28 protein-coding genes are annotated in these 23,205 nt (G+C 47.3%); 10 read left to right on the top strand and 18 right to left on the bottom strand.

Annotation, left to right across the window (positions count from 1 at the left end):
- Nucleotides 1-385 (top strand): transposase (locus DEU29_RS06220; RefSeq protein WP_133539383.1); only part of this gene is annotated, 385 nt, incomplete at its 5' end.
- A gap of 64 nt (nucleotides 386-449) precedes the next feature.
- Nucleotides 450-698 (top strand): phospholipase A, encoded by a 249-nt coding sequence (locus tag DEU29_RS06215; RefSeq protein WP_133539393.1) that lies wholly within the window; start codon nucleotides 450-452, stop codon nucleotides 696-698.
- Nucleotides 699-831: 133 nt separating this feature from the next.
- On the opposite strand, the gene nadS is transcribed toward DEU29_RS06215, so the two are convergent.
- On the bottom strand, nucleotides 832-1,116 hold the full coding sequence (gene nadS / locus DEU29_RS06210; RefSeq protein ID WP_126751555.1) for a NadS family protein: 285 nt from the start codon (nucleotides 1,114-1,116) through the stop codon (nucleotides 832-834).
- A gap of 206 nt (nucleotides 1,117-1,322) precedes the next feature.
- Here nadS and DEU29_RS06205 point away from each other — a divergent pair, with 206 nt between their 5' ends.
- Complete coding sequence (locus tag DEU29_RS06205; protein ID WP_243734499.1) at nucleotides 1,323-1,757, top strand: LysE family translocator; 435 nt, start codon at nucleotides 1,323-1,325, stop codon at nucleotides 1,755-1,757.
- 67 nt (nucleotides 1,758-1,824) lie between these two features.
- Here DEU29_RS06205 and DEU29_RS06200 read toward each other — a convergent pair whose 3' ends face one another.
- The 6 genes from DEU29_RS06200 to DEU29_RS06175 form a co-directional block, all read right to left on the bottom strand.
- Nucleotides 1,825-2,442, bottom strand: coding sequence for an ABC-type transport auxiliary lipoprotein family protein (locus tag DEU29_RS06200; RefSeq protein ID WP_126751553.1), 618 nt, complete (start codon nucleotides 2,440-2,442; stop codon nucleotides 1,825-1,827).
- Complete coding sequence (locus DEU29_RS06195; RefSeq protein WP_126751552.1) at nucleotides 2,439-3,377, bottom strand: MlaD family protein; 939 nt, start codon at nucleotides 3,375-3,377, stop codon at nucleotides 2,439-2,441. Before DEU29_RS06195 ends, DEU29_RS06200 begins: the two co-directional genes overlap by 4 nt.
- Nucleotides 3,367-4,152 (bottom strand): ABC transporter ATP-binding protein, encoded by a 786-nt coding sequence (locus DEU29_RS06190; protein ID WP_133539381.1) that lies wholly within the window; start codon nucleotides 4,150-4,152, stop codon nucleotides 3,367-3,369. Before DEU29_RS06190 ends, DEU29_RS06195 begins: the two co-directional genes overlap by 11 nt.
- Nucleotides 4,149-5,264: an ABC transporter permease gene (locus tag DEU29_RS06185; RefSeq protein WP_126751550.1), complete on the bottom strand. Its 1,116-nt coding sequence runs from the start codon at nucleotides 5,262-5,264 to the stop codon at nucleotides 4,149-4,151. Before DEU29_RS06185 ends, DEU29_RS06190 begins: the two co-directional genes overlap by 4 nt.
- Nucleotides 5,265-5,335: 71 nt before the next feature.
- Nucleotides 5,336-5,953 carry a TetR/AcrR family transcriptional regulator gene (locus tag DEU29_RS06180; RefSeq protein WP_126751549.1) on the bottom strand — a complete coding sequence of 206 codons (618 nt, stop codon included), beginning with the start codon at nucleotides 5,951-5,953 and terminating at the stop codon, nucleotides 5,336-5,338.
- A gap of 52 nt (nucleotides 5,954-6,005) precedes the next feature.
- Complete coding sequence (locus DEU29_RS06175; protein ID WP_133539380.1) at nucleotides 6,006-7,994, bottom strand: oleate hydratase; 1,989 nt, start codon at nucleotides 7,992-7,994, stop codon at nucleotides 6,006-6,008.
- 220 nt (nucleotides 7,995-8,214) lie between these two features.
- Between DEU29_RS06175 and DEU29_RS06170 the strand changes: the two genes are divergently transcribed.
- From DEU29_RS06170 to DEU29_RS06160, 3 genes are all read left to right on the top strand, one after another.
- Entirely contained in the window at nucleotides 8,215-9,234 is a 1,020-nt protein-coding gene (locus DEU29_RS06170) for a zinc-dependent alcohol dehydrogenase family protein (RefSeq protein WP_133539379.1), read from the top strand.
- 93 nt (nucleotides 9,235-9,327) lie between these two features.
- A complete protein-coding gene (locus tag DEU29_RS06165; RefSeq protein ID WP_133539378.1) occupies nucleotides 9,328-9,849 on the top strand; it encodes a cytochrome b in 522 nt (173 codons plus the stop codon).
- A 98-nt stretch (nucleotides 9,850-9,947) separates the two neighbouring features.
- Nucleotides 9,948-11,369, top strand: coding sequence for a PLP-dependent aminotransferase family protein (locus DEU29_RS06160; RefSeq protein WP_133539377.1), 1,422 nt, complete (start codon nucleotides 9,948-9,950; stop codon nucleotides 11,367-11,369).
- 185 nt (nucleotides 11,370-11,554) lie between these two features.
- On the opposite strand, the gene DEU29_RS06155 is transcribed toward DEU29_RS06160, so the two are convergent.
- The 4 genes from DEU29_RS06155 to DEU29_RS06140 are packed head-to-tail and all read right to left on the bottom strand — an operon-like array spanning nucleotide 11,555 to nucleotide 17,142.
- Nucleotides 11,555-11,857 (bottom strand): DUF3240 family protein, encoded by a 303-nt coding sequence (locus tag DEU29_RS06155; protein ID WP_133539376.1) that lies wholly within the window; start codon nucleotides 11,855-11,857, stop codon nucleotides 11,555-11,557.
- Nucleotides 11,850-14,915 (bottom strand): efflux RND transporter permease subunit, encoded by a 3,066-nt coding sequence (locus DEU29_RS06150; RefSeq protein ID WP_133539375.1) that lies wholly within the window; start codon nucleotides 14,913-14,915, stop codon nucleotides 11,850-11,852. Before DEU29_RS06150 ends, DEU29_RS06155 begins: the two co-directional genes overlap by 8 nt.
- Nucleotides 14,915-15,949 (bottom strand): membrane fusion-like protein, encoded by a 1,035-nt coding sequence (locus DEU29_RS06145; RefSeq protein ID WP_133539374.1) that lies wholly within the window; start codon nucleotides 15,947-15,949, stop codon nucleotides 14,915-14,917. Before DEU29_RS06145 ends, DEU29_RS06150 begins: the two co-directional genes overlap by 1 nt.
- Nucleotides 15,946-17,142, bottom strand: coding sequence for a TolC family protein (locus DEU29_RS06140; protein WP_133539373.1), 1,197 nt, complete (start codon nucleotides 17,140-17,142; stop codon nucleotides 15,946-15,948). Before DEU29_RS06140 ends, DEU29_RS06145 begins: the two co-directional genes overlap by 4 nt.
- Nucleotides 17,143-17,240: 98 nt before the next feature.
- Between DEU29_RS06140 and DEU29_RS06135 the strand changes: the two genes are divergently transcribed.
- The 4 genes from DEU29_RS06135 (at nucleotide 17,241) to arfB (ending at nucleotide 18,809) form a co-directional block, all read left to right on the top strand.
- Complete coding sequence (locus tag DEU29_RS06135; RefSeq protein ID WP_133539372.1) at nucleotides 17,241-17,750, top strand: helix-turn-helix transcriptional regulator; 510 nt, start codon at nucleotides 17,241-17,243, stop codon at nucleotides 17,748-17,750.
- Between the two features lie 77 nt (nucleotides 17,751-17,827).
- Nucleotides 17,828-18,079: a type II toxin-antitoxin system Phd/YefM family antitoxin gene (locus DEU29_RS06130; protein WP_133539371.1), complete on the top strand. Its 252-nt coding sequence runs from the start codon at nucleotides 17,828-17,830 to the stop codon at nucleotides 18,077-18,079.
- Entirely contained in the window at nucleotides 18,069-18,353 is a 285-nt protein-coding gene (locus DEU29_RS06125; protein ID WP_133539370.1) for a type II toxin-antitoxin system RelE family toxin, read from the top strand. Before DEU29_RS06130 ends, DEU29_RS06125 begins: the two co-directional genes overlap by 11 nt.
- A gap of 45 nt (nucleotides 18,354-18,398) precedes the next feature.
- The gene (arfB, locus tag DEU29_RS06120) at nucleotides 18,399-18,809 is read left to right on the top strand and encodes an alternative ribosome rescue aminoacyl-tRNA hydrolase ArfB (RefSeq protein ID WP_133539369.1); all 411 of its coding nucleotides are present in this window, start codon (nucleotides 18,399-18,401) and stop codon (nucleotides 18,807-18,809) included.
- Between the two features lie 14 nt (nucleotides 18,810-18,823).
- Here the strand turns inward: arfB and DEU29_RS06115 are convergent, their stop codons facing one another.
- Genes DEU29_RS06115 through DEU29_RS06085 form a run of 7 tightly spaced genes read right to left on the bottom strand, consistent with a single transcriptional unit; the run spans nucleotide 18,824 to nucleotide 23,175 of the window.
- The gene (locus DEU29_RS06115; RefSeq protein WP_133539368.1) at nucleotides 18,824-19,048 is read right to left on the bottom strand and encodes a hypothetical protein; all 225 of its coding nucleotides are present in this window, start codon (nucleotides 19,046-19,048) and stop codon (nucleotides 18,824-18,826) included.
- Nucleotides 19,049-19,064: 16 nt separating this feature from the next.
- A complete protein-coding gene (locus DEU29_RS06110; protein WP_133539367.1) occupies nucleotides 19,065-19,328 on the bottom strand; it encodes a hypothetical protein in 264 nt (87 codons plus the stop codon).
- A gap of 31 nt (nucleotides 19,329-19,359) precedes the next feature.
- On the bottom strand, nucleotides 19,360-20,160 hold the full coding sequence (locus DEU29_RS06105) for an NAD-dependent protein deacetylase (RefSeq protein WP_133539366.1): 801 nt from the start codon (nucleotides 20,158-20,160) through the stop codon (nucleotides 19,360-19,362).
- A gap of 17 nt (nucleotides 20,161-20,177) precedes the next feature.
- Complete coding sequence (locus tag DEU29_RS06100; RefSeq protein WP_133539365.1) at nucleotides 20,178-20,504, bottom strand: type II toxin-antitoxin system RelE/ParE family toxin; 327 nt, start codon at nucleotides 20,502-20,504, stop codon at nucleotides 20,178-20,180.
- A gap of 19 nt (nucleotides 20,505-20,523) precedes the next feature.
- On the bottom strand, nucleotides 20,524-20,805 hold the full coding sequence (locus DEU29_RS06095) for a type II toxin-antitoxin system Phd/YefM family antitoxin (protein ID WP_133539364.1): 282 nt from the start codon (nucleotides 20,803-20,805) through the stop codon (nucleotides 20,524-20,526).
- Nucleotides 20,806-20,843: 38 nt separating this feature from the next.
- Nucleotides 20,844-21,767 (bottom strand): cation diffusion facilitator family transporter, encoded by a 924-nt coding sequence (locus DEU29_RS06090; RefSeq protein ID WP_432206872.1) that lies wholly within the window; start codon nucleotides 21,765-21,767, stop codon nucleotides 20,844-20,846.
- 31 nt (nucleotides 21,768-21,798) lie between these two features.
- The gene (locus DEU29_RS06085) at nucleotides 21,799-23,175 is read right to left on the bottom strand and encodes a M24 family metallopeptidase (protein ID WP_133539363.1); all 1,377 of its coding nucleotides are present in this window, start codon (nucleotides 23,173-23,175) and stop codon (nucleotides 21,799-21,801) included.
- Nucleotides 23,176-23,205: the final 30 nt, after the last annotated feature.

The following is a 23,205-nucleotide window of genomic DNA, read 5'->3' as shown; positions in this document are numbered from 1 at the left end:
GCTAAAGAAAATGGGCCGCCGAAAAGTAGGCAAGGTAACCGGCGACGGAGCCTACGACACCAAAGAATGTTACCGGGAAATAGCCCGTAAGAACGCAATACCCTGTATACCGCCGCGCAGCAACGCCAGATACTGGCGTGGTGACCACCCGCGAAACAACGCAGTTAAAGCCTTGAAGCAAGGCCAGTTAGCGCAATGGAAGCATGATACCGGTTACCACCAACGTTCATTAGCGGAAACCGCAATGTGGCGGTTCAAAATCCTTACCGGAGATAGGTTCCGCTATCATAGCTACAATGCGCAAGTCGGTGAGGGTTATGTACGTGTCGCCGTACTTAATAAATTAACACGCCTTGGTATGCCTGTGAGCGAAATGGTGCGCTAACCCCGAGTTGGGGAAAGGGGGAGTTTACCCTCAATAATGATTTGATCAACAAGGCCACCCGAATATAGAAGATTATGTCGGAAACTATGAGTTTTCGGCTGGGTATAATGATGGTCAATTTGAATACGGCTTTAGATTAAATCATGCGATTGAGACTGGTCGAGGCTCCGCAGAAGTAAGTTTTTCATTCCCTTTGTGGGGTAAGTTTTATGGGTACGCGAGCGTTTTCACTGGCTATGGTGAGAGTTTAATTGACTATAATCATAAGCAAACACGGTTTGGCTTGGGAATAGCTTTAAATAACCTTTTGTAGTGCGTGGACGAAATTCGTTAAAATAAGACTCCCGCCAGCTCCACCAATTCCATATAAAAAGCCGCTCTCTCGAGCGGCTTTTTTGTGTTTTCCTTTCGCGCAGCCTGACGTTCACGTCAGGGCTGAGCCGCAATTAGTGCGACGCAATCTCGTAGTATACCTGCGGGTTGTCTTCGATGGTATCCAGTACTTTTGCTGAAATACCTGTTGGGTTTCTTCGTTTGCTTTCCCAGCTTTTTACTGTATCCAGGCTTGTCCCTAAAGCCTCCGCAAACTCAGCTTGTGAAACATTAAGTTTTGCGCGGATCGCTTTAACATCCGCAACTTCAAATCGGCATGTTTTGCTAGGTTCTTTGCGGCCTTTTTCAATTTCCACGGTCTCGGTTAATGACGCTTTTAAGTTTTTAAATATGCTCATTTTAATTCCCCTTTCAACTGCTTCGCCACTCCTTAGCTTTTCACTCTAAGTGTACAATGTACACTTTCTAATGGTCTTGTAAAGTGTATTCAGAATAATCACGGAACGTCGAACCAACCCGTTTTGTGTGTTGATATAAACTCAGTAAATGAGGTAGTTTAGTTAAAGCAGTTGCTAGTTCCCAAGGAGAGTTAATTGTGACTTTAATGACAATCCTCTTATTCATTCCAGCAAGCTTTGCTTTGAATATGGCACCTGGCCCAAACAACCTTCTTTCAATGGCGAATGCAAAGCGTTACGGTGTCAAAGTTGCTTGCTGTGCTGGTATTGGTCGGCTGATCGCATTCGTTGGAATGATTACTCTTGCTGCTACAGGGTTGGCAACAGTCTTGTATACGTCTGAAAAATTATTTTTGGTAATAAAGATCGTCGGTGGACTCTATCTGCTTTGGTTGGCCTTCCAGTTATGGACTGCGGATCCAACTGATGGTGGAAATGAAGCCTCAGGTGGAAAAAGTTTATTTCAACTTACAAGGCAAGAGTTCTTTCTGGCGGCTGGAAACCCCAAGGCTATTCTTGTTTTGCCAGCCTACAACGCATTTTTAGCCTATGGTACCGTTCAGAAGCGCAGAATCACGTAACCCGTGAGTCACGTCATGTTTGTTATGAAGATAGGACGAAGACGTCCTATCCCATATATTCGCGAACTTAGTCCGATTTCGGTTTAAGAAGCATATAGATCCACTCAGACAGTTCGGTGTTTATGTTATCCATAGCTTCACCCAGGGCGGCGGTGGTGTCCTGCATTGAAGAGCCGGCCACTGGAACTTGTTCTGCTAATAATGTACTTCCTAATAATTGTCGATCAAGTTGGCTAACCAGAGTGACATGCAAGATTACGTGAGCTTTCTCGCCTGCTTCGGAATTTTCTATTTGAAAAGCTCGCAGGTTGCTGTGAATAAGGTAATCAGCAGACAAGTCACTTTCTGCATTTACTACCTGCGAAAACAAGTCAGTACTTTGCAGGGTTTGCATCATACTTTGCTGTACCAGGGTTGGTGCTCGATCGGCCCAGCGGGCTCCTGCGTAGTATCGTTGGATCTGAACATTACTGAATTCACTAATACGCGAGGTATTGAGCGAACGCAGCGTGTCTGGTTCCGCTACACTTAGCGCCGTGTTTAGTCTTGGTTCTGATATCGTTTTTAGTGAACCATCAATTGGTAAATGATAGATTTGAATTTGCTCGGCTTCGGGTAGCACCGAACATGCTCCTAATGAAGTAATTATAAGGCTCAGCATGACGTGCCTCAGGTACAATTTCATTTCTCAACCTCCTCGACTTGTCCACGCCTCAGTAGAAATGACCCAGGCTCTTCTTCTAGTCGCTCCGCAATGCGATTAATAACACGTAAGGTTCGTTGCAATTCCTGCGCCGCCGGTCCAACTTCCTTCAATCCACGGACGCTTTCTTCCAACGATTCTTCATTCTCATTCATAATACGAGTCAGCTCTTTGCTCCCTTTTTGCATTGCCTGAAGCGTTTTTTGCATCTCAATAAAGGTTTCGTCACCGTGCCTATCGAGCAACTGTTGGCCTTGGTCTGCAAAGCGTGTGAATGCGGCCATACTCCTGCGCGACTCATCAATGGTCTGGTGCAAGCCTTCCGCGATGCCCTGTAAATCATCTTCTCGAGCGGCCAGTGCCGAGGTGATAGATTCTACGTTACTTAATGTTGCCGCCACGCGCTGGGTATTTTCTTCAGAGAACATACTATTGATGTTCTGGACAAACAGGTTTACATCCTGAAGCAAGCTTTCGCTGTTCGCGAATAATTGGTTAAGTGCTGAGCGGTCAGCCACAATCAACGCGGGATTTTTTTCGTTACCTTTTAAGGGAGAACTGTCTGGCGAACCGCCATATAAGCGAATAAGTGCATTACCGGTAATATTGGCCAGCCCCAGCCGTGCGCCGGTGTCATCTTTAACCGGTGTATCTGTAGTCACCCGAATGCGTACACGTACCACCCTTGGGTCGTTAGGATCCAAGCGCAGATTAACCACATCGCCGACTTTAATGCCGCTGTATTCCACCGCACTACCGGGATTCAAGCCGCTAACCTCATCGTTGAAAACAACTTCGTAATAGGCATAATCACTGTCGATACTGGCTTTACCCAGCCATAGGACGACACTGATAAAAGCTGCGCTTATAATCAGCACAAAACTGCCGATTAACACATGATGTGCTTTAGTTTCCATGTTCTGGCCTCATTTGTTGATTACTTACAGCTCTGCCTCTCGGGCCGTGAAAATAAGCTTGTACCCAGCGATCCTGATACGCGGCGACTTTATCAAGAGTATCCACTACCAGTACTTTTTTCTGCGACAATACCGCCACCCGATCACTAACCTGATAAATACTATCCAAATCGTGAGTGACCAAAAACACAGTCAATCCAAGTGCTTGTTGCAGTGTCTGTAACAGCGAATCAAATTCACCGGCTCCAATAGGGTCAAGCCCTGCTGTAGGCTCGTCTAAAAACAAAATATCCGGATCCAGAGCGAGTGCGCGGGCTAAGGCAACTCGTTTTATCATACCACCGGATAATGATTGCGGCATCGTCTCCGCCGTTTGTGCATCCAGCCCGACCAGAGCCAGTTTAAGCGAGGCGATATCACCGGCGTCATTGGCGTTCATTCCTAGGTGTTCACGCAAGGGCAGTGCGATATTTTCACGCACATTTAATGACGAGAAAAGCGCGCCTTTTTGGAAGAGTACCCCGGTATTTCTATCGACTCGTTGGCGCTCAGCGGCAGAGAGTCGTAGTACATCCTCGCCATAGATTTGAATGCTGCCAGCAGTCGGTTGGGTTAGCCCCAAAATGCTGCGCATTAACACTGATTTGCCCGAGCCAGAGCCGCCGACCACTGTTAGTACCTCGCCTCGATAGACATCGAGATCAAGCCCCTCGTGTACCACATGTTGGCCAAACTGATTACGCAGGTTGCGCACGGCTATAGCTATGTCACTCACCAGTTAATCTCCATAAAGAAAAGAGCAAACAGAGCGTCGAGCAAAATTACCATAAAGATTGATTGAACCACACTGGAGGTCGTGTGTTCCCCAACTGACTGCGCGCTGCCGCTGACTTTAAAGCCTTCGTTACAGCCAATAATCGCAATTACAAAGGCAAACACCGGGGCTTTGATCATTCCTACCCAGAAGTGATTTATTCCGGTATCGCGCTCAAATATATGGAGGAAAAGCGCTGGCGAAATATCCAATGTCAGAGCGGAAATTACCATACCTCCGCCAATACCCGACGCCATCGCAACAAGAGTCAAAGCCGGCAAACTGACAAGCATAGCAAGCACTCGCGGTAACACGAGGAGTTCAAGTGGATTCAGTCCCTGGGCACGTAACGCATCAATTTCTTCATTAGCTTTCATTGAACCAAGCTGAGCGGTAAAAGCACTGGCTGTTCTCCCGGCAAGCATAATTGCGGTAAGTAAAACAGCAAATTCGCGTAAAAAGGAAAAGCCGACCAAGTTTATGGTGTATATACTGGCACCGAAATCGCTGAGCACGGTTGCACCTAAAAAAGCAACTACCGCGCCGACCAAAAAGGTTAATAGCGCCACGATAGGCAACGCGTTTAAACCGGTTTCCTCTAGCTGCGCTACAAAAGCGGTTACTCGCCAACGTGACGGACGTCCAATCACTTGAGCGGCGCTTTGCAGGGTAGCGCCCATAAATCCAAGTAAGTCGCGCTGGTTGCGATAGAGATTTGAGCTGAAGATGCCGATCCGTTCGAGCATTTTGACAAAGCCGTTACTTTTGGGGGGCAACGGCGGCTCCTGATTACTGCAGGCATTAATAACTGTATCAATCAGATTGTGTTGTTGCTCAGTTAAAGGCAATTGGCGTAACTTGTGCTCACCTAAGGCGCGGTATAATAACTGTACTCCCGCAGTATCGAGTTTTTTCATCGACTCAATATTGCAAGTTACTGACTGCGGTACGTCACCCAGGTTAGCCAGCTGTTTTTTTAGGTCAATGTAATGGGCGACTGTCCAGTCTCCACCCAAGGTTAAACAATCGCGACCTTCAGCCTGATTAAAATGAATATAGCCGTTTTCCTGCATGCTTAAAGTTTAACCCTTGTATTAAAATTAAGCTGAGCCAACTCAGGCTCGTTTTAATATCGCAAACCGCTTTAAGTACTCGGCGTGACGATCATGTTACGTAAAAAAGAGAGGAACACCTGATCTCGGGGCAACGCTTCCTTAATCGATCCTTGTAATGCTAGTCCTGACCAGAGTGCGTATAGACCTCTCGCGAGATCAAAAACTGGCATAACTGGGGTCAGATTGTGACGATTAATCAGGTTTTCCAACAGAATAGAAAATTCTCGGAGACTCGCCATTTTAACTTTTTCACTACGCTCAGCGAAACTCGGGTCGCGTCGGGAATGAAGTTGTAGTTCAACGGAGAGAAGCGACCATTGTAGATCACGCGCCAGCTCCGACAAGCGGTAGGCTAATCGATCCAATGCTCCATCAATACCCTCGCTATCTGATTTAGATACTAGCTCTTGCATGAGTGAGACTTCCTGTTGGATATGTCTCTCGATGACTGAGAGCAAGAGTTCGTCTTTGCTCGTAAAGTTCGAGTAAAACGCTCCCTGAGAAAAACCCGCACGTGCACAGAGGTTTCGCAGAGAGGCGGCAATTATTCCTCCTTCTGCGAACATGCGATTGGCGGCGTCAATTAGGCGAACACGGGTTTGCTCTTGTTGTTCACGCCTCGTTAGGCGCCGAGCCGTATACGTCATTTTTAAATCCTCTCAAGCGACGCGCCTTTTTGACGCGTCGTTATCGTTTTGTTTACTTATCTTTATTAGAAAAGCTGCCGCGAAGCTTGGTAATCCAAGCTCCAACTCCTTTGACTGCCTCGCTTCCTTTACTCAAAATCTCTCCGACTTCCTGTGCCAGCATTTCATGTTTAGAGCTCTCAGAATCTGGTAAGGGGGGTAGGATATGAGCAAAATAAGTCTTATCGAGGAACCAGTGTAACAGACGTTCGCCCATAAAGGGTTTACCATTATTCATCGCCCTTGCACCTTTAATCATGTTTCGGATGTCATATTGTGTTGGGCTAATATCCGGTACCTGTTTAGGAATGTTGAGTAGCTTATAGACTCCAACACGTGCCGTGCGAATGGAAGTTTCCATAGTAAAAATAATGTCGTTTCGAGTCTCAACGAATTGCCCGACTAGACCCAGATTGGTACACCCTTCAGGTACTGGCTGAGGTCGGTCTCCGGCCGCACGTTTCATAAATTGAGCGGTAATGTAGGGCATGAGGGCGGTGCGGACTTTTGTTCTGGCCGCAACTGCTTCCAGTTCGTCTTCTATGCCGAGATGATGACAGAGTTCCGCGAGAATCTCTTTACCTGTGCATTGCGGCATAGGTTTTTTCACAAAATTTCCGTCCTTGTCCATCAGCAGGCCATATACCCAAACTACCAACGTATCTTCAGGTTGGCCCGGGAAATGTGGCTGACGGTTGATGGTGACACTCAGAAACCAATTAGAATCGGTGAAGGTGATGATTCCACCCGTCACTGTTCGCCCTGAATAAGGATCGTTGACCGAAAGCTCCGTCAATTTATCCACCAGAGGAGAGGATTTACAGGTTAGCGTTGCGGATTCCCATATCGATTGATCAACGTCACCGTAAAATTTCTCTGGTTTACCAAATACGGGGGATTTTTCGGCAAGATTTTTCCAGAGGCTCCAACCGCTGTTCTCGCCTGGATCATGACGGTCTACCTTCAAATCTGGCACAGTATTCATGTCACCATAGGCGGTGTTTTCTGTCATTGACCCGGTGAGTGCAAAGACCAGGTCGCCATCTGCTACGTCAATGCGTTGCTCTTCGCCTGCTACGGCACAGAGTATCCCCGTAACTGTTTTTTTGCCGCTAGACTCCGTCATCTCGAGGTCATACACGCGGGTATTCAACTGAAATTTTACGCCTTTATCGCGTAGCATATTAGCTAACGGTTTAATGAAAGTATCGAACTGGTTGTATTTCGGGAAGACAAGAACCGACATGTCACCAAATCCGTCAATGGAATCGAGGAAACGATGCATATAGAGCTTAGTTTCTAATAAGCTATGACAGTTCTTAAAGGCAAACATACTGCGGAAAAGCGACCAAAAATTGCTTTCAAGAAAGCCTGTGCTGAAGTATTCCTCAATGGTGATATCATCGAGTTCTTCTTTGCGTTTAAGGAGCAGCCGTATCATTTCACGCTGCTGGGATTTCGAGAGACCAAAGTCGGTGAAATCCATGATCTCTCCGCAGTTATGCATTAACCGGGCTTTCGAGTAATTAGGGTCGTTGTCGTTAACCATTCGGTATTCATCGAGGACTGAATATCCTTCAGGCAATTCGACCGCGGGTACGTCCTGAAACATATCCCACAGAGTGTCGTAGTTCCAGTTCATTTCACGGCCCCCGCGAACGATATAACCGTCTTCCGGATTGCCAGAACCGTCCATGGAGCCACCTTCGACCGCCATTTCTTCCAGAATAGTGATGTTTTCTGGCGGCATATGTGCATCCCGGATTAAGTAAAAGGCAGCGGCCAGACCACCAATACCACCACCAACGATATAGGCTTTTCGTTTTTCCACGCCCGGGGTAGGTAAGGGGCGATGTCTTGCATAGGGGCCGATGAAATCATGCGGGGGCAACGTGTTTTGTGGTCGATGATGCCAGTAACCGGAAGTTGCGTCGGGTTCGTGCTCGAATCCCTCGGGTGCAGTTTTTCTAATCTCGAAGCCTGGAATATTTGGGTTGGCCATGAGATATCTCCTTTTTTATAACGATTTTAGACTGAATGTCTAAACACCTTGAATTTAAGAGTAGCTTATGATTTTTGGATATCAATTGATATTTGAATTTCGACCTGATATTTAAGGTTGGTTTGTCGTAGATCAATATTGTGCAAGTTCAGTGTAATTGATCCGATCCCCCTCTTAAGAACTACAATTGAACACACACTCTAGTTAAAGGATTACCAACATGACTAAGAAGATCAAAGCGCTACGACTCAAAAAACCGTTTGGTCTGGATAATATTCAGGTAACCGAAATGGAAGACCCTGGCCAGCCTGGTCCGGGAGAAATTCGCGTTAAAGTTAAAGCAAGCTCGCTTAACTTTCATGACTACGGCGTAGCGTCTGGTTTTATTCCAACGGAAGATGGGCGCATTCCGATGTCTGATGGCGCAGGTGTTGTTGAAGCCGTTGGCGAAGGAGTGGAAGAATTCGCGGTAGGGGACAATGTTGTTTCTACCTTTTTCCCTTACTGGCAAAGTGGCCCGGCACCAGTGGGCGACTTTCACAACACGCCGGGTGATGGCATTGATGGCTACGCTCGCGAAGTTGTGGTGCGTCCGACTCAGTTCTTTACCCATCAGCCGAAGGGTTATAGTCATACTGAATCAGCCACTTTGACGACTGCGGGGTTAACGGCTTGGCGCGCTCTGGTTGTTGATGGTGGCATTAAGCCGGGCAATACGGTATTGGTGCTCGGCAGTGGTGGCGTATCCGTATTTGCCTGCCAGTTAGCGAAGAGCCTGGGCGCAACAGTATTTGCTACATCGTCTTCTAATGACAAACTTCAACAATATAAAGAGCTTGGAGCGGATCATCTGATTAACTACAAAGAAGACCCAGAATGGGGCAAAACGGTTCGTAAATTAACCAATGGCCGTGGTGTCGACCATGTGATTGAAGTTGGCGGTCCTGGCACCTTGCCACAATCTATCAATGCGGTGGCGATAGCGGGGCACATTGCGTTAATTGGTGTGCTAACCGGAAGTGAAGGTGAGGTTCCAACCGCTAAACTAATGGCTAAGCAGGCACGACTACAGGGTCTAATTGTTGGCAGCTGCGACAATCAGAAAGACTTTGTGCGTGCTTTAGAAGCTAACGGTGTGAAGCCGGTAATTGATAAAACTTTTGCTCTGGAAGAATTAGCGGATGCATTCCGTTACGAGGAGTCTGGCAAGCACTTTGGTAAGATATGTGTGGAGTTTTAACTTTCTGAAAAACATTTTAAGAAAATGTGCATTCTCATACTAATATCAGATAGGTAGCCTAAGACGATATTTGATTGATATGGGTAACTCAAAATGATGAATGATTCTAAAGCGCGTTATGGTTCTATAACGCGCTTCTTTCACTGGTCGATGGCAATTCTGGTTGGCTGGCAATTCCTAAAATTTTTTGACCGTATTAACAATGGCGAGCACTGGGTGGGTGAAACGCTGGTTCCCTGGCACATATCCATTGGTTCACTACTATTGGTACTTATTGTTTTACGCTTAGGTTGGGCTGTCAAAGAAAAGGGCAACCGGCCCGAGCATGAATCTATTATTGGTGTTCTGGCAAAAATCGGTCACGGTTTGTTGTATGCGGCGTTGGTATTGATGCCTGTGACCGGAATTTGTTACATGGTGGGTAACGGTTATGGGCTGAGCGCATTTAACCTTGAAGTTATTGCTAAAGGTGAGGAAGTTAGCTGGCTGATAAACATTGGTAATCTGCATTCTTACATAGCCTGGGGCTTATTGTTTCTAGTTGCAGGTCATATCGGTATGGCTTTCATTCATCAGTTTATTATAAAAGATGGAACACTAAAACGAATGATGTAAAAGCCTTTCTGCTTTGATTTTGCCGTAACGGGTTTTCTATAACAGTTAAAACAATAATCTGTTATTATTTAGCTCGTTCGGTTCATCAGAGTGTTTTCATGAAAAAGTATGAGCTACTGGCAAATCAGCTAAGGCTTCAAATTGAGAAAGGCATATGGTTGCCCGGTGAAAAGCTACCTTCTTTAAGAAGACAAGCGGAACAGTCAGGTTATAGCCTGATGACGGTTTTGCACGCTTATCAAATGCTTGAGTCTCAGGGCATTCTGGCGGGGCGTGAGCGTTCAGGCTACAGCGTTTCTGCCTCGGTAAAACATCCTCAAAATCAGTCTCATTCTATTCAGCCAACCGAAGCGGTTAGTGTGAACGACTTTGTTTTTGAAGTGCTGCAGGCATCCCGTAATATTCATACGTTGAGTTTAGGCTTTGCGTATCCTGATCCTTCCTTGTCTCCGCGCTATCAACTGAATAAAGCGGTTGCGTCAGCAGCAAAACAGTCTTCTTTAATGAATGCGCTGGATAACCTGCCACCTGGTAACGAAGAGTTACGGCATTTAATTGCTAAGCGTTACGCGGCGCAGGGGATGAATATTTCGCCCGATGAAATTGTAATAACCGCAGGGGCACTGGAGGCGCTGAGTTTGAGTCTTCAGGCTGCGACTCAACCCGGCGACTGGGTGGTGATTGAAGCTCCGGCCTTTTATGGTGCGATGCAGACCCTAGAGCGGCTTGGTCTTAAAGCTATTTCTGTGGCGGTTGATCCTGAACGTGGGCTCGATATGTCGTCTCTGGAGCGGGCATTTCAGAGCTATGATGTTAAGGCCTGCTGGTTAATGTCGAATTTTCAAAACCCGGTGGGCTATTCGCTTAGCAATGAAAAGAAGCAGCAGGTGGCGCAACTGCTGGAAAAGTACAACGTTGTGTTAATTGAGGACGATGTGTACAGCGAGTTGTATGAAGGAGACACGGCACCGCTGGCAGTAAAGCAATTTGATAACAGCAATAACGTCATGCTGTGTTCGTCATTTTCTAAATCGCTTGTGGCCGAGTTTCGTATTGGCTGGGTGGCAGCCAGTAACCGCGCACTGGAAGTACAAAAACGTCAGCTAATGAGCACCTTAGCGACCAGCGCGCCTATTCAGTTATCCTTAGTGGAATATCTCTCGACAAAAAATTACGAGAAGCACCTTAAAGAATTACGCAAAACGCTGGCTTCCCGAAAACGTAAAATGCACGAGTTTTTGCAGCAACAGCTAAGCGACATTGCCAAAATCTATAACCATAGTGGCGGTTATTTTTTGTGGTTGGAGTTTGACGCCAGCGTCGATACCACGGTGTTATACCGGGAAGCGCTGGATAAAAATATTACGCTGGCTCCGGGTAAATTGTTCGCGTTACAGGATGAGTTTAATCATTGTTTACGGGTGAATGCCTCCTTTGAACTAACCGACGCTAACAAACAGCTTCTACAACAACTTTGCCGCCACCTGAGGGAACACATCGCTCGCCGTTCTGCTGACTGATCTAGCTTTTTAACTCTTTTCTGTATCTACCCCCGAAAACTCCAGTAATTAGAATTCCTCTGTGTTGTTCATTGCGGAGTAATTACGGTGAGTGCCAAGCAAATTTCAAAAAAGGACGTTATTTTCCAGACTGTGACCTCTCCCCCAAGCATCTTTCTGTTTAAGGTGCCTGGGGGCTAACTTTTTTAAAGCCAATGACCAACGTCGTCTAACGGTTGTAGTGTATAACGCATGGGCTCTTTAAAATGAAGCTGCGATATAGCTTCTTGAATACAATGAACATCCTCGTTGGAGCAAATAACTTCTGCCATCACCATACGCCGCGCACCGCGAACTTGCTCGTCGATATCAAAGCGCTCGTGGTTGCGGCTAAAGCCGTCAATATCGTAGAAGCTAAAGCCGCTTATAACATCGAGCTGGATTAGGCAGTCGACTAAGTCTGCTTTTTGTTCGCGGCTTAAATAGAGTTTTAATAACTTATTAGGCATCGCCTGACTTCCTGTTCACTAGTAAGTATAAAATAGGCAGTAATAATAACGTGGCCAGAGTTGCTGTAATTAACCCACCAATGACCACCACTGCCAGTGGTTTTTGCACTTCCGAACCTGGACCACTCGACATTAATAGCGGGATCAGACCAAAAATTGCTGTAATAGCAGTTATTAATACCGGTCGCAGGCGGTCTTTTGCGCCTTCAATCACCAAGCTACGGAAGTCACTGAAATGTACCCGGGTCTGCTCAAAGTGACTAATCATGACGATGCCGTTGAGGATGGCAACCCCCATCAATGCAATAAAACCGACAGAGGCGGGTACGGACATGTATTCGCCACTCAGCCACAGCGAAATGGCGCCGCCACTTAAGGCAAAGGGTATGTTGGTCAGCACAATCGTCGTTAGGCCCATTGATCCCATCGAGCTAAACAATAAGATGACGATCAATAGCAGGGCAACCGGAATAACCATGAGTAAATTGGCACTGGCACGGGCCTGGTTTTCGAACTCACCGCCGTATTCAATAAAATAGCCAGGCTCAAGGTCTACGTTAGCTTTGATGCGTTGCTGTAGCTCGTCGACAAAGCCGACCACATCGCGATTTTCAACATTGCTGGTAATTAATGCATAGCGATTAGAATTTTCGCGCTCGATAATGGCAGGTCCACGCTCGAACGTGATATCAGCCAGTTGTTGAAGGGCAACGGTCTCGCCGTTTTCAGTTACGATAGACATCGACTCGATGTTGCTGACAGAGTGATAGTTACCCGCTGATTTTTGTGAACCCATCACGATAGGAGTGCGAATACGTCCGTCAACGGCCTCACTGACAGGAAAACCACTGAGTTGTGACAAGATAAACTCACTAAAATTTTGTTTGGAAATACCGTAATAACGAAGTTGCTGCATGTTAGGTACGATGCTTAAAAAACGAGCGCCGGTTATTACACTGGCCTGCACATCGACCGCACCTTGCACTTGTTCGGCTTGCTCAATGACTTTATCGGTAATATTGGCCAGCGTGTTCATGTCATCACCAAACACTTTAATCGAGACATCACCGCTACTGCCGGTTAACATTTCCGAAATACGCATTTGAATAGGCTGGGTGAAGTTAACATTCATGCCCGGATAGGCGGATACCACCTCGCGAATGGCGTCAATGAGTTCTTGCTTGCTGTCAAAACGCCAGCTGTCTTTGGGGTTAAGCTCCATAAACACGTCTGTTTCGTTAAGCCCCATGGGATCTAAACCCAGTTCATCTGACCCTGTGCGTGCCACAATTTGTTTGATCTCCGGGATCTTAGCGAGTAGTTGCCGCTCTACCTGGGTGTCTAACGCCACGGACTCTGGTAGCGAGATGGTTGGTGATTTTTCCAGCTGTACGATAATGTCACCTTCGTCCATCGTCGGCATAAAAATTTTACCCACCATGATAAAACTAAAGACGCTTAAACCGAGTATCGCGGCAAACCCCGCCAGGGTGGCATTTCGGCGCTTGATAGCAGTTGATAAAATACGCTGGTAGCGGTCTTGCATCCGTTCGAGAGACTTGTTGCGACGGTTCTTAGGACGCATTAATAACGAGCCCAGCGCCGGAATCAGTGTTAGTGAAGTGACTAACGCTGCGGTAATAGCGATAACAATGGTCAAAGCCACCGGTGAAAACAGTTTGCCCTCAAGCCCGGTCAACGTGAGCAGGGGTAAAAATACTAAAATAATGATGACGGTACCGCTAACCACTGACGGAGCAACAGACAAACTGGCACGGTAAATCTTGTGCAGCACGGGAAGTTGTTTTTGGGAGTTTAATTCCGTTTCGATTTTCTCAGTAATCACGACTGATGAGTCAACAATCATCCCGATGGCAATAACGAGGCCGCCTAAACTCATTAAGTTTGCCGATAATCCCAGTAACTGCAAGCAAATAAAGGTAATAAGCGCGGCTACAGGAATCGATAACGAGACCAAAATTGAGGCGCGCACATTGCGTAAGAAGAACACTAATACCGCGACAACTAAAACAATCGACTGCATCAGTGCATCAGAGATACCTGCTATGGCAGTGTCAATAAGGCCTTTTCGGTTATAGAACACATTGATGTCCGTGTTTTCCGGCAGGCTTGGTTGAATTTGGGCTAGTTTCTGCTCCACAGCGTCGACCACGGCTGCTGCATTGGCACCTTTTAAGCCCACAATCAGGCCTTCAACAGCCTCTTCGCCATCTTTGGTAATGGCCCCAAACCGGGGTAGGTAACTGAGTGTCACCTCGCCAAGCTGATCCAGCCGATACACTTGTTGTTGCTGATTGGTCACGTTAATAGCGGCCAGATCGTCAAGCGATACGACACGTCCGGTCACTCTTGCGCTGAAGGTTTCGGTACCTTGTGTGATACGGCCGAGATTACCGACTTGATTAGCATCAGCAAGGGCGTCCTTTACTCTTTCCAGGGAGATTCCGGCATCACTCAAGTTAGCCGCAGACGGCGTAAACTGAAAGGTTCTGACTTTACCGCCAAGATTGGTAACGTCAGCAACACCTTCGACAGTGCGTAACGTGGGTCGAATAACCCAATCCAGTAAGTGACGTTTTTGTGTGAGGCTCATGTCTGGGTTTTCTACCGTGAACATAAACATTTCGCTCAACGGCGTGCTCATTGGCGCCATACCGCCTTGAATACCGGTGGGTAAATCCTTGCTTACCGCAGCGAGTTTTTCTGCAACTTGCTGGCGCGCCCAATAAATATCTGTGCCCTCTTCAAAGTCCAGCGTTATGGAGGTAATCCCATATTTGGTTGTCGAGCGTAAAATTGTTTGATTCGGTATACCCAGGAGTTCTGTTTCTAATGGGTGAGTGACTTGATTTTCTACCCGCTCGGCGGCCATGCCGGGGGCGCGTAAAATGACGTTAACCTGAGTCGGTGAGATCTCCGGGAAGGCGTCTACGGGTAACTGCCGAACGGATTGAATGCCAGCGGCTATTATTAGTAAAAATGTAATAAAAATAAATAAACGATTTTTTAGCGAAAAGCTCAGTAAACGGCCAATCATTACTGCGCCTCCTGCTCATCAGCTATCACCTTAAGAGCAGCAACAGAGTGAGTTGCGATAAGGTTTAACGCGGTGGCTGATCGCACAAAGTAATGCGCATTTTGCAAGCTAAGTAACTCAACCGGTACGGCTTTAATCGTCGAATTGTCGATACTAAATACCACGGCTTGATCTTGCAGGGTGGCAATGGCACTGGCCGGCACTCGGTAGGTATTTTCAAGTTTCGCTTGAGGCTCAACGGTAAAACGTTGGTCAATTGTCCATGCCACTTGTCCAGGTGGCTCACTCCAAATGCGAACAAAGCCATTACGCACGGTTTGTTCGCGTTGTTTTACTGGTAGTTGCAGGCTGTTGATTTGTAAATGCGTGATGCTTTTTGCCTGTGCTAAAGGAATTTCGGCGACCACAGCGAGTCGCTCTTGTGTATGCAGCGAGCCTAATTGCTGGCTATTAGTGCTGGTGCGCCAAATACCCGCTTCCGTTGAGATAAGTTTTGCGGATTGCTCGCCAGTTTGTTGGACCCGGTTCAGAACGACGTTAATTTCGTGAAAGGTATCACTCAGGCTAATGTAGTGCGTTAAAAACTGCTGCCACTCATCAGCAGCAATCGCGTTATTCTCGAATAAGCGCTTTTTGCTTTGATATTGTCTGGTGGCAACAGCATATTGCTCTTGTAGCATGTCAACACGATGGAAAAAGTGCTCTACCGACGGGCCATTTAATTGTGCAATTAGGGTGCCTGGTTCCAGTGCCTGGCCATCAACAACCGCATAGTCGACCGCGGCATTATCGAAGGGGTTGGGTAAGGTTAATACGCTACCCGGGGTGGTTTGATAACGTCCCGTAACGGGCGAAAAAGTAACTACTTCGGCTGTTTCGGCAGTTTGAGGGCGCAGCTCGTAGTTACTGACTTGCTCGACAGCAACGGATTGTGCTGCCAAAGCATTCGGTGCTGTTACTGTTCCCAACAAAGCAAGACCTAATATATTAGCGATGCGGTTAATAGATAGACGAGAAGGGGTACGACGCTTCATAAAGTAATTCCCTTTGCTTGATTAACGAATGCCTGGGCTTGCTTGACTTGGATTTGACTAAGCTGTGCGGCGTGTTGATAGGACAATTGCTCAAGTAAACGATCAATGTACAAGCGCGTATCGATTTGGCCTTGTTGGTACAGGTTGTTTAGCTGTTCGATGGCCTGCTGACTTAGCTTGGCATTTTGACGATTACTTTGATGTTGTTGTTTGAGTTGCGCTAACTGACTTTGTGCGTCGACGATGTCGAGCTCAAGGCGTATTTGCGTCTGTCTTAGTGATTGGTTTAACTCGTTTTGTTGCTGTTGCAAGCCAACCAGTTCACTGGCATTAAGCGACTGAGAAAAACTAAGCGGCAGGCTAAAACCCAATCCCCATTGGTTTTCGCTTTGGTTGGGCGCATCAATGTATTTATACCCCGCATTTACGCCCCAACTTTTTTCTGCGGCGATACTCTGCTGAGTTGCATTTAAGGCCAATTGCCATTGTAACTGTAGACGTTGCAATTCGGGATGCGTTGGTGTGGCGTGTTGTGCCTGTTCAGGTTCATCAAGTGACGTCGGTACTGCGTTAAAACCGGTGAGTTGTTGCCAAAGGCGTTCGATCTGCTGTAAGGCTATCTGCTTTTCTGCAACCTGACTCTGCGCCGTTTGCTGTTGTTGCGTAACAATAATGCCTGCATATGCCGGACGCTCGCCAGCCTCCACTAGTGACTGGGTTTGGCGTTGTAGTTGCCTTAATTGGTTAACGACTTGCTCGGCATAGGCGAGTTCAGTCCGCAACTGTTTTGCTTGCCAAAACAGTTCACGTATCACACCACTTGCGGTTAGCTTAAGCTGCAGGTTTTGAAGTTGCTGGTATTGTTGAATCAGCTGTTCGGAATGATGAACAAGGCGGCGTTGGGCGGGATTTAGAAACTCCAACTCTAGAACCAGTTCGGTCTCGTTAGCGCCAAAGCTGTCAGCGTTAGTCTGCCAATGCATGAGGTTTAATCGAGGCGTTGAAGATAGCCATCGGCGCTGGCCAAAATCAGTGGCTATAACCATGCCATCTGTTTTGAGTCGCTCAACAGTTGACTGCAGTAGCGTTTGTTGTGGTGGATTATTGGCTTGGGTGGGCAGACTAAGCAACAACACAGCAACAGCCAATAGACTAAAAAACAACTTACCGGGAATGACGCGGAACAAAGACATCAAAGCCTCCATCGGTTAATATCATCTTAAAGACTAGGGTTTTTAAGGCATTAATGCATCGGGCAGATGTCCTAAGCGTAGTATGTTATGGGGAATTTATGACAATTGACCGACTATTAATGGTAATTTTTTTACTTATCGCGTTTGCTAATATTTCTGATGTCGTGGCGGATTATCATATGCAAGTAGCAACCTGGCACTTAGCCATAGAGGGAATAACTGTGGTTATTTCGATTGCTGCATTTGTTGTGCTATGGAAACGAGTGTTAGGACGTAACCGTGAACTGCAACAGGTAAAAGAGGCTTTAACAAGGCACCAGCAACGCGAAAAAGACAGTGCAGAAAACCAAGCGTCTCAAGTTAAGTTAGACGGTGCACCAGACTCTTATGCTGCTGTACAATCCTGGTTCAAACAATGGAAACTATCGCCCAGTGAACAAGAGGTGGCCGTTTTATTAATCAAGGGGTTAAGTTTTAACGAGATAGCTGAAGTTAGAAGCACCAAAGAGAAGACGGTGCGCCAGCAAGCGTCATCAGTCTATGCTAAATCCGGTTTGAGTGGCCGCAATAATCTATCGGCTTGGCTAATCGATACGCTACTTGAGTAAGTATCTTAAAATGTGGTGTTGGCTCAAAATACGGGCTATTATATGACCCTAATATAGATCCAAATAGAGGTCATAATATGCGTCAAGTACTCGCTGACTTTTCTGTAAGTATTTCAGAATTAAAGAAAAACCCATCGGCTTTGATTGCAGAGGCAAGCGGCTCACCGGTCGCAGTACTCAATCACAACAAGCCGGCTGCTTATCTGATTCCTGCCGCAACCTATGAAGCGTTAATGGATACCATTGAGGATTACGAACTTGGTAAGCTCGTAGAGGAGCGTCGTAACGATAGAGATCAAGCCGTCTCGGTATCGTTGGATGACCTATAAGTTAAAATTTATTCCAGCGGCTTTAAAAGAGTGGAATAAGCTGGGTTCGGCGGTTAAGAGCCAGTTCAAAAAAAAGTTGGCAGATCGTTTGAAGCAGCCGCGAGTTTTAGCTGATAAGTTAAGTGGTTACGACGCTGTCTACAAAATTAAGCTGCGGTCAGCGGGATACCGGTTAGTTTATGACGTAGTCGAGGATGAGTTGGTCGTTTACGTTTTAGCTGTGGGGAAACGAGACAAAAGTAAGTTTTATTCAGCTTTTAAAAAGCGTGTTTGATATCGCAATAGTTACCACATTCACTTTCAACACGATGGCAATACCATGATTAAAGTCTCACAACGCGTCGAAATTCCGGAGCATGAAATTGAGTGGCAGTTTATTCGCTCCAGCGGTGCGGGTGGACAAAACGTCAATAAAGTTGCCACCGCCGCACAGTTGATTTTCGATATTCAGGCATCGTCGCTGCCGGATTTTTATAAACAGCGGCTGTTAAAACGCTCTGATCACCGTATTACGCAAAGCGGCAAAGTCATTATTAAGTCACAAGAAACGCGCAGTCAGGCTCGTAATCGCGAGTTGGCGCTGGAGCAGTTGATTGAGCTCATTCGCAGCGTCTCGCGGGTGCAGAAAAAACGTATTGCCACTAAGCCCAGTCGTGCAGCGAAAGAAAAGCGTATACAGAAGAAAAAACAACAGGGCCAGAAGAAGGCCCTGCGTAAGAAAGACTTTTAACGCGTTTTATCTGATTAAAACGCAGCAAACGACGCCAACTGTTGCTGCAAAACACTATCAACAATCGGCGCTAATTGCGTAAAGTCAGTGGTGGGGTAGCCACCAACAATGTAATCCAGCTTAACTTTGCCGTCGCTAAAGCTGATGGTCATGGTACCGGTCATACCCAACGATTGTAGTGGTCCCAGGCCGCCGACTAAACGCAGCGTTTTGCCGGGATCGACGTAGGCAACTTGCATATGAAGCGCTTGCTTTTTACCGTCGATTTCGCAAAAACAACCGCCACGCAGTGGCGTCGATAGACAGTTTTTCTGCGTCACCAAACCAGGTGTGATCATCCAACCACCATTGGTTTATGTCATTAACAAAGCGTTGATAGCCGCTATCAGCAGTTCCCTCATAAGGCTGCTCGATTTTTATCTGAAAACCCTGTTCCGAAGATGACACAACATCGGCACTACTCATAAACGGCATGGTAATAGCGGTAGCCACGAGCGCAATTTTTGTAATGATTTTCATGGTGTTCCTTTAACGCGAGTTTTTAATAAGTTTATAGCAAAACATCGGCAATGGTGGCGTCAATCTTCAAGGTTGCCAGCTCATCAGCGCGGGTTTTGCCGCGGGTTAGTATGCCAATGGGCTGGCCTTGTTCATTTGCCTGTCGGGCAAAGCGGTAACCGGAAAACACCATCAGTGATGAACCGACTACTAATAATCCGGCACTTTCGGCTAGCGCTTGTCTAGCTTTGGCGACGCGTTCTTTGGGTACGGTATCACCAAAATACACCACATCTGGCTTGAGTAAGCCACTGCAATTAAGGCAGTTGGCAATCTTAAAGCGAGAGAAGTCCATGTCGATGTCCGCATCGCCGTCGGGTAATGCAGTGGCATCGAGGTCGGCAAACTCTGGATTGAGCGCCAGGCAGCGTTCATGCATGTCGATGCGCGGCGAGCGCGCGCCGCAGTCCATGCAAATCATGTCGTTAGCGTAACCATGCAAATTTATGACGTCTGTTGCGCCTGCTTTTTGGTGCAGGCCATCAACGTTTTGGGTAATAATGGTGCCGATTAGCCCCTCATTCTGCATCTGTGCAAGTGCCTTATGTGCCGGATTCGGCTGTGCATTATAAAGCACCGGCCAGCCGTGCAGCGAACGCGCCCAATAGCGCTTTCGCAACGCTTCGTCGGTCATAAAGTCACGATGCTGCATCGGTGGAGCGCTTTTCCAGTTGCCGTTATGGTCGCGGTAGTCAGGGATCCCCGACGCGGTGCTTAAACCGGCACCGGTCAATACGGTCAAAGGTTTGTTTTGTGCTAAAAACTGCTCGAGCTTTGCTTTATCTTTTGACATAACATTCGTTGTGGGAGTTAACCTTGCAATAAGCGGCGTTGCAGTAATGTTTGCATATCGCGGCGCCCATCGGCAACGATAAGAACATACACATCGGCGTTGATGATTCTGTAGATACACCGATATGGCGGCATCTGGACTTGGCGAAACTCTTTAATACCGAGAGATATCAGCTCGTTGGGATATGAGCCGCGCTCCGGATGCTGGCTTAAACTAGCGACTAATGATCGTAGTGCTTTCAGCGTATGAAGCGCTTTAGCTTCAGCGTCGTTGGTGGCGATATAGTCGACAATGTCACCAATGTCGTTAACCGCGTTAGCGGTCAGCTTTACAGAATAAGTCATTAAGGATTACTGTGGACGCTTACTGTGAACGACTGGCGAGCGTTTGCTCGAGATTGTCAAAAGCGTCATCCACCGATTGAACATCTCCGCTCTCAATTTGTTGGTTACCCAAGGCTAAAATTTTAAGCATAGCCAGTTGTTCCTGAGTTTTTTCAAAGCTCTTTATATCTTGCACCACCATTTTCGCTTCGCCATTTTGGGTTATGTACATGGGACCCTCAGTCTCCGCGAGCTCGAGTGAGATCCTGGCGGCGTTAGCTTTTAAATAGCTTATCGGTTTGATTTTGTCAGAAAGCACCATAGCAACCTCTATGAACTGAATTTAGTCTGAATATAGTCTCAATGTGCATTGTGGTCAACAAGCTCATCCCGGCAGTTTTCGCTGGGGAACTCCAGCTCGATGGTGGTGTGGCTGAGTTTATAGGCTGCTAAGCGGTGATCAATCAGAGCTTTTAATTCACTGTATTCGGCGGCGGTTAAATCGCGTGCGACCACCAAATGTGCGGTTAATACGTGGGATTCTCCATCCAGCGACCAGAAGTGTAGGTGGTGGATATCGGTGACGTCCGGCAGGTCCGCTAATACCTGCTCGACATTACGATAAAGCGCGTGGTCAGGGTTGGCCTGTACGAATAATTTGATGGTTGCCCATAAGTTACGTAGTACGTTAACCAGGATAAACAGCGTGAAGGCAATGGATAGTAGTGGATCTAAAATTGGCCAGTCGACAAACAGCAACACAATGGCGACGATTAAGACGGCAACCCAGCCCAATACGTCCTCTAGCAGGTGCCAGTTGATGACCCGTTCGTTGAGGGTTTTACCTGCGGATAATTTATAGGCCGCAAAGCCATTAACGGCAACGCCCAATATTGCCAGCCCGATCATGCCCTCGGCTACTGGCATGGTGGGGTTCCACAATCTCGGAATTGCTTCAAATAATACCCACACCGAGCCGGCAATTAACACCACGGCATTGATAAATGCACCCACCAGACTCAGGCGTTTGTAGCCATAAGTAAAGCGGTGGTTGGCTTGTTTATTGCCCAATTTGTTCAAAATCCAGGCGAGCCCTAACGAGATGCTATCGCCTAAATCATGCACGGCATCCGCTAAGATGGCGGTACTGTTAGTTAATATCCCACCAATAAACTCAATGATGGTAAAGACAAAATTGAGCACAAAGGCCCAGCCCAACCGCTTTGATGGCAGGTGGCTGTGGTCATGGCTATGGCCGTGTGAATGATTGTGGTGATGACTCAAAAGAACTCCGTTGTTTGTCAGTCAAATCGTGTTAGCGAATCAAGTGCCACTGCGTTTGCCGGCCCGCGCTATATGTAACCTTCTTGCCGTCAACCTTATTGCCGGCAAAGAATGCCGTTTGTTCTAACATAATTTGTACGGTTTGGTCATCCCATTCGGGGATCGACTGTTTGATGTTGCCTTCTATCGCATATGCAGTATTGGCGTGTAATGGCCAGTCACCGCGCACTGGCGTCGGGCCTTGGTTGTCCCACATGCCGATCGTTGGCCCCGGCGCATGGCCATAAAACCCGATGGGGTGAGTATAGGTGCTGCTGTTAATACCGGCGGCTTGACTGGCTTCTATGGTGGCTGCTAATACTTCGTTGCCGGTTCGGCCTACAGTAAATTCAGCGGTTAGCAGCTCTTGCCATTGGTTGCCGGTTGCCAGGGCGTTTTTAAGGCCGGTGGGGGCATCAGTCTCACCGCGTTTAAGTACATAAGCCATTTCCTGGGTATCAGTGCACATCGTAAGATAACAAATACCCACATCGGTATGCAGCACGTCACCGCGCTCAATCACGCCTTTACCATTACTGCAAAAAGGCATGTCATCGGTACATTGGCGGCCTGCACGCTGGAAGGTCACGTAAGGCATAAACCAGGCGTCTAAACCAAGCTCTTCAAAGCGTTGGCGAATAAACCAGGCGACGTCGTCGGTGTGGGTGACTCCGGGAGTAATGGTTTTATTACTAAACGCTTCCGCTATTACACCACGGGCCAGCGCAACGGCTGTACTCAAAATGCTGGCTTCTTGCTCTGTGCGGGGTTCGACCCAGCGCACCACCAGCTCTTCGGCAGAGGTTAACCGCGATGCATAATCAACAGGTAAGACATCCAGCAAACGTTGGTGCAAGCCCTTAGTTAGTCCGTCAGCTACCGGCCAGTCGCGGGATACGTTGATGCCGATACGTTGTGGATTCTTCTCAACAATCAGTTTTGCCAACGCCCGCCATTGCTCGTCTAAATCGCCGCCGGACCATACCGACTCGTACGGCGACCCGAATGGGTAGGTGTTAACCGACAGTTTTTCTACGGTACCATCCGCCAGCCGATTAAAAATCAGCATGGTAGTGCGACGTGCAGCAAAGGTTGGTTGCGGTACCAGCGAGAAATAAACCGGGTCTTCGGCGTATTCGCGATTAATTACCAGCCACATGTCCAGTCCTGTTTCATCCATTAAGCGCGGAAGTAGGGTATCCAGGCGTTGATTGGTCATTTCGTTAACAGGCGCAACTCGCTCTCGATGGGGTACTACAGAGTACTGCCCGGCAGATTCTATGACTCGGCCCTGAGCCTGAACTGCCTGGGTTGACGTAGGTAGTAGTAACAGCACACCGGCAATTGGCGCCAACATACGGGTAAACATAAGCCATTCCTTTTTTTTATTTTTATTGGC

The sequence above is a fragment of the Idiomarina aquatica genome (genome assembly GCF_004362895.1).
Lineage (GTDB): Bacteria > Pseudomonadota > Gammaproteobacteria > Enterobacterales > Alteromonadaceae > Idiomarina.
This window is presented reverse-complemented; position numbering and strand designations above follow the sequence as displayed.

Coding starts and splice junctions, on each gene's coding strand:
- nadS (WP_126751555.1), bottom strand. CDS start 1,116: ATGAGCATATTTAAAAACTTAAAAGCGTCATTAACCGAGACCGTGGAA.
- DEU29_RS06205 (WP_243734499.1), top strand. CDS start 1,323: ATGACAATCCTCTTATTCATTCCAGCAAGCTTTGCTTTGAATATGGCA.
- DEU29_RS06200 (WP_126751553.1), bottom strand. CDS start 2,442: ATGAAATTGTACCTGAGGCACGTCATGCTGAGCCTTATAATTACTTCA.
- DEU29_RS06195 (WP_126751552.1), bottom strand. CDS start 3,377: ATGGAAACTAAAGCACATCATGTGTTAATCGGCAGTTTTGTGCTGATT.
- DEU29_RS06185 (WP_126751550.1), bottom strand. CDS start 5,264: ATGCAGGAAAACGGCTATATTCATTTTAATCAGGCTGAAGGTCGCGAT.
- DEU29_RS06180 (WP_126751549.1), bottom strand. CDS start 5,953: ATGACGTATACGGCTCGGCGCCTAACGAGGCGTGAACAACAAGAGCAA.
- DEU29_RS06175 (WP_133539380.1), bottom strand. CDS start 7,994: ATGGCCAACCCAAATATTCCAGGCTTCGAGATTAGAAAAACTGCACCC.
- DEU29_RS06170 (WP_133539379.1), top strand. CDS start 8,215: ATGACTAAGAAGATCAAAGCGCTACGACTCAAAAAACCGTTTGGTCTG.
- DEU29_RS06165 (WP_133539378.1), top strand. CDS start 9,328: ATGATGAATGATTCTAAAGCGCGTTATGGTTCTATAACGCGCTTCTTT.
- DEU29_RS06160 (WP_133539377.1), top strand. CDS start 9,948: ATGAAAAAGTATGAGCTACTGGCAAATCAGCTAAGGCTTCAAATTGAG.
- DEU29_RS06155 (WP_133539376.1), bottom strand. CDS start 11,857: ATGCCTAATAAGTTATTAAAACTCTATTTAAGCCGCGAACAAAAAGCA.
- DEU29_RS06150 (WP_133539375.1), bottom strand. CDS start 14,915: ATGATTGGCCGTTTACTGAGCTTTTCGCTAAAAAATCGTTTATTTATT.
- DEU29_RS06145 (WP_133539374.1), bottom strand. CDS start 15,949: ATGAAGCGTCGTACCCCTTCTCGTCTATCTATTAACCGCATCGCTAAT.
- DEU29_RS06140 (WP_133539373.1), bottom strand. CDS start 17,142: ATGTCTTTGTTCCGCGTCATTCCCGGTAAGTTGTTTTTTAGTCTATTG.
- DEU29_RS06135 (WP_133539372.1), top strand. CDS start 17,241: ATGACAATTGACCGACTATTAATGGTAATTTTTTTACTTATCGCGTTT.
- DEU29_RS06130 (WP_133539371.1), top strand. CDS start 17,828: ATGCGTCAAGTACTCGCTGACTTTTCTGTAAGTATTTCAGAATTAAAG.
- DEU29_RS06125 (WP_133539370.1), top strand. CDS start 18,069: ATGACCTATAAGTTAAAATTTATTCCAGCGGCTTTAAAAGAGTGGAAT.
- arfB (WP_133539369.1), top strand. CDS start 18,399: ATGATTAAAGTCTCACAACGCGTCGAAATTCCGGAGCATGAAATTGAG.
- DEU29_RS06115 (WP_133539368.1), bottom strand. CDS start 19,048: ATGCAAGTTGCCTACGTCGATCCCGGCAAAACGCTGCGTTTAGTCGGC.
- DEU29_RS06110 (WP_133539367.1), bottom strand. CDS start 19,328: ATGAAAATCATTACAAAAATTGCGCTCGTGGCTACCGCTATTACCATG.
- DEU29_RS06105 (WP_133539366.1), bottom strand. CDS start 20,160: ATGTCAAAAGATAAAGCAAAGCTCGAGCAGTTTTTAGCACAAAACAAA.
- DEU29_RS06100 (WP_133539365.1), bottom strand. CDS start 20,504: ATGACTTATTCTGTAAAGCTGACCGCTAACGCGGTTAACGACATTGGT.
- DEU29_RS06095 (WP_133539364.1), bottom strand. CDS start 20,805: ATGGTGCTTTCTGACAAAATCAAACCGATAAGCTATTTAAAAGCTAAC.
- DEU29_RS06085 (WP_133539363.1), bottom strand. CDS start 23,175: ATGTTTACCCGTATGTTGGCGCCAATTGCCGGTGTGCTGTTACTACTA.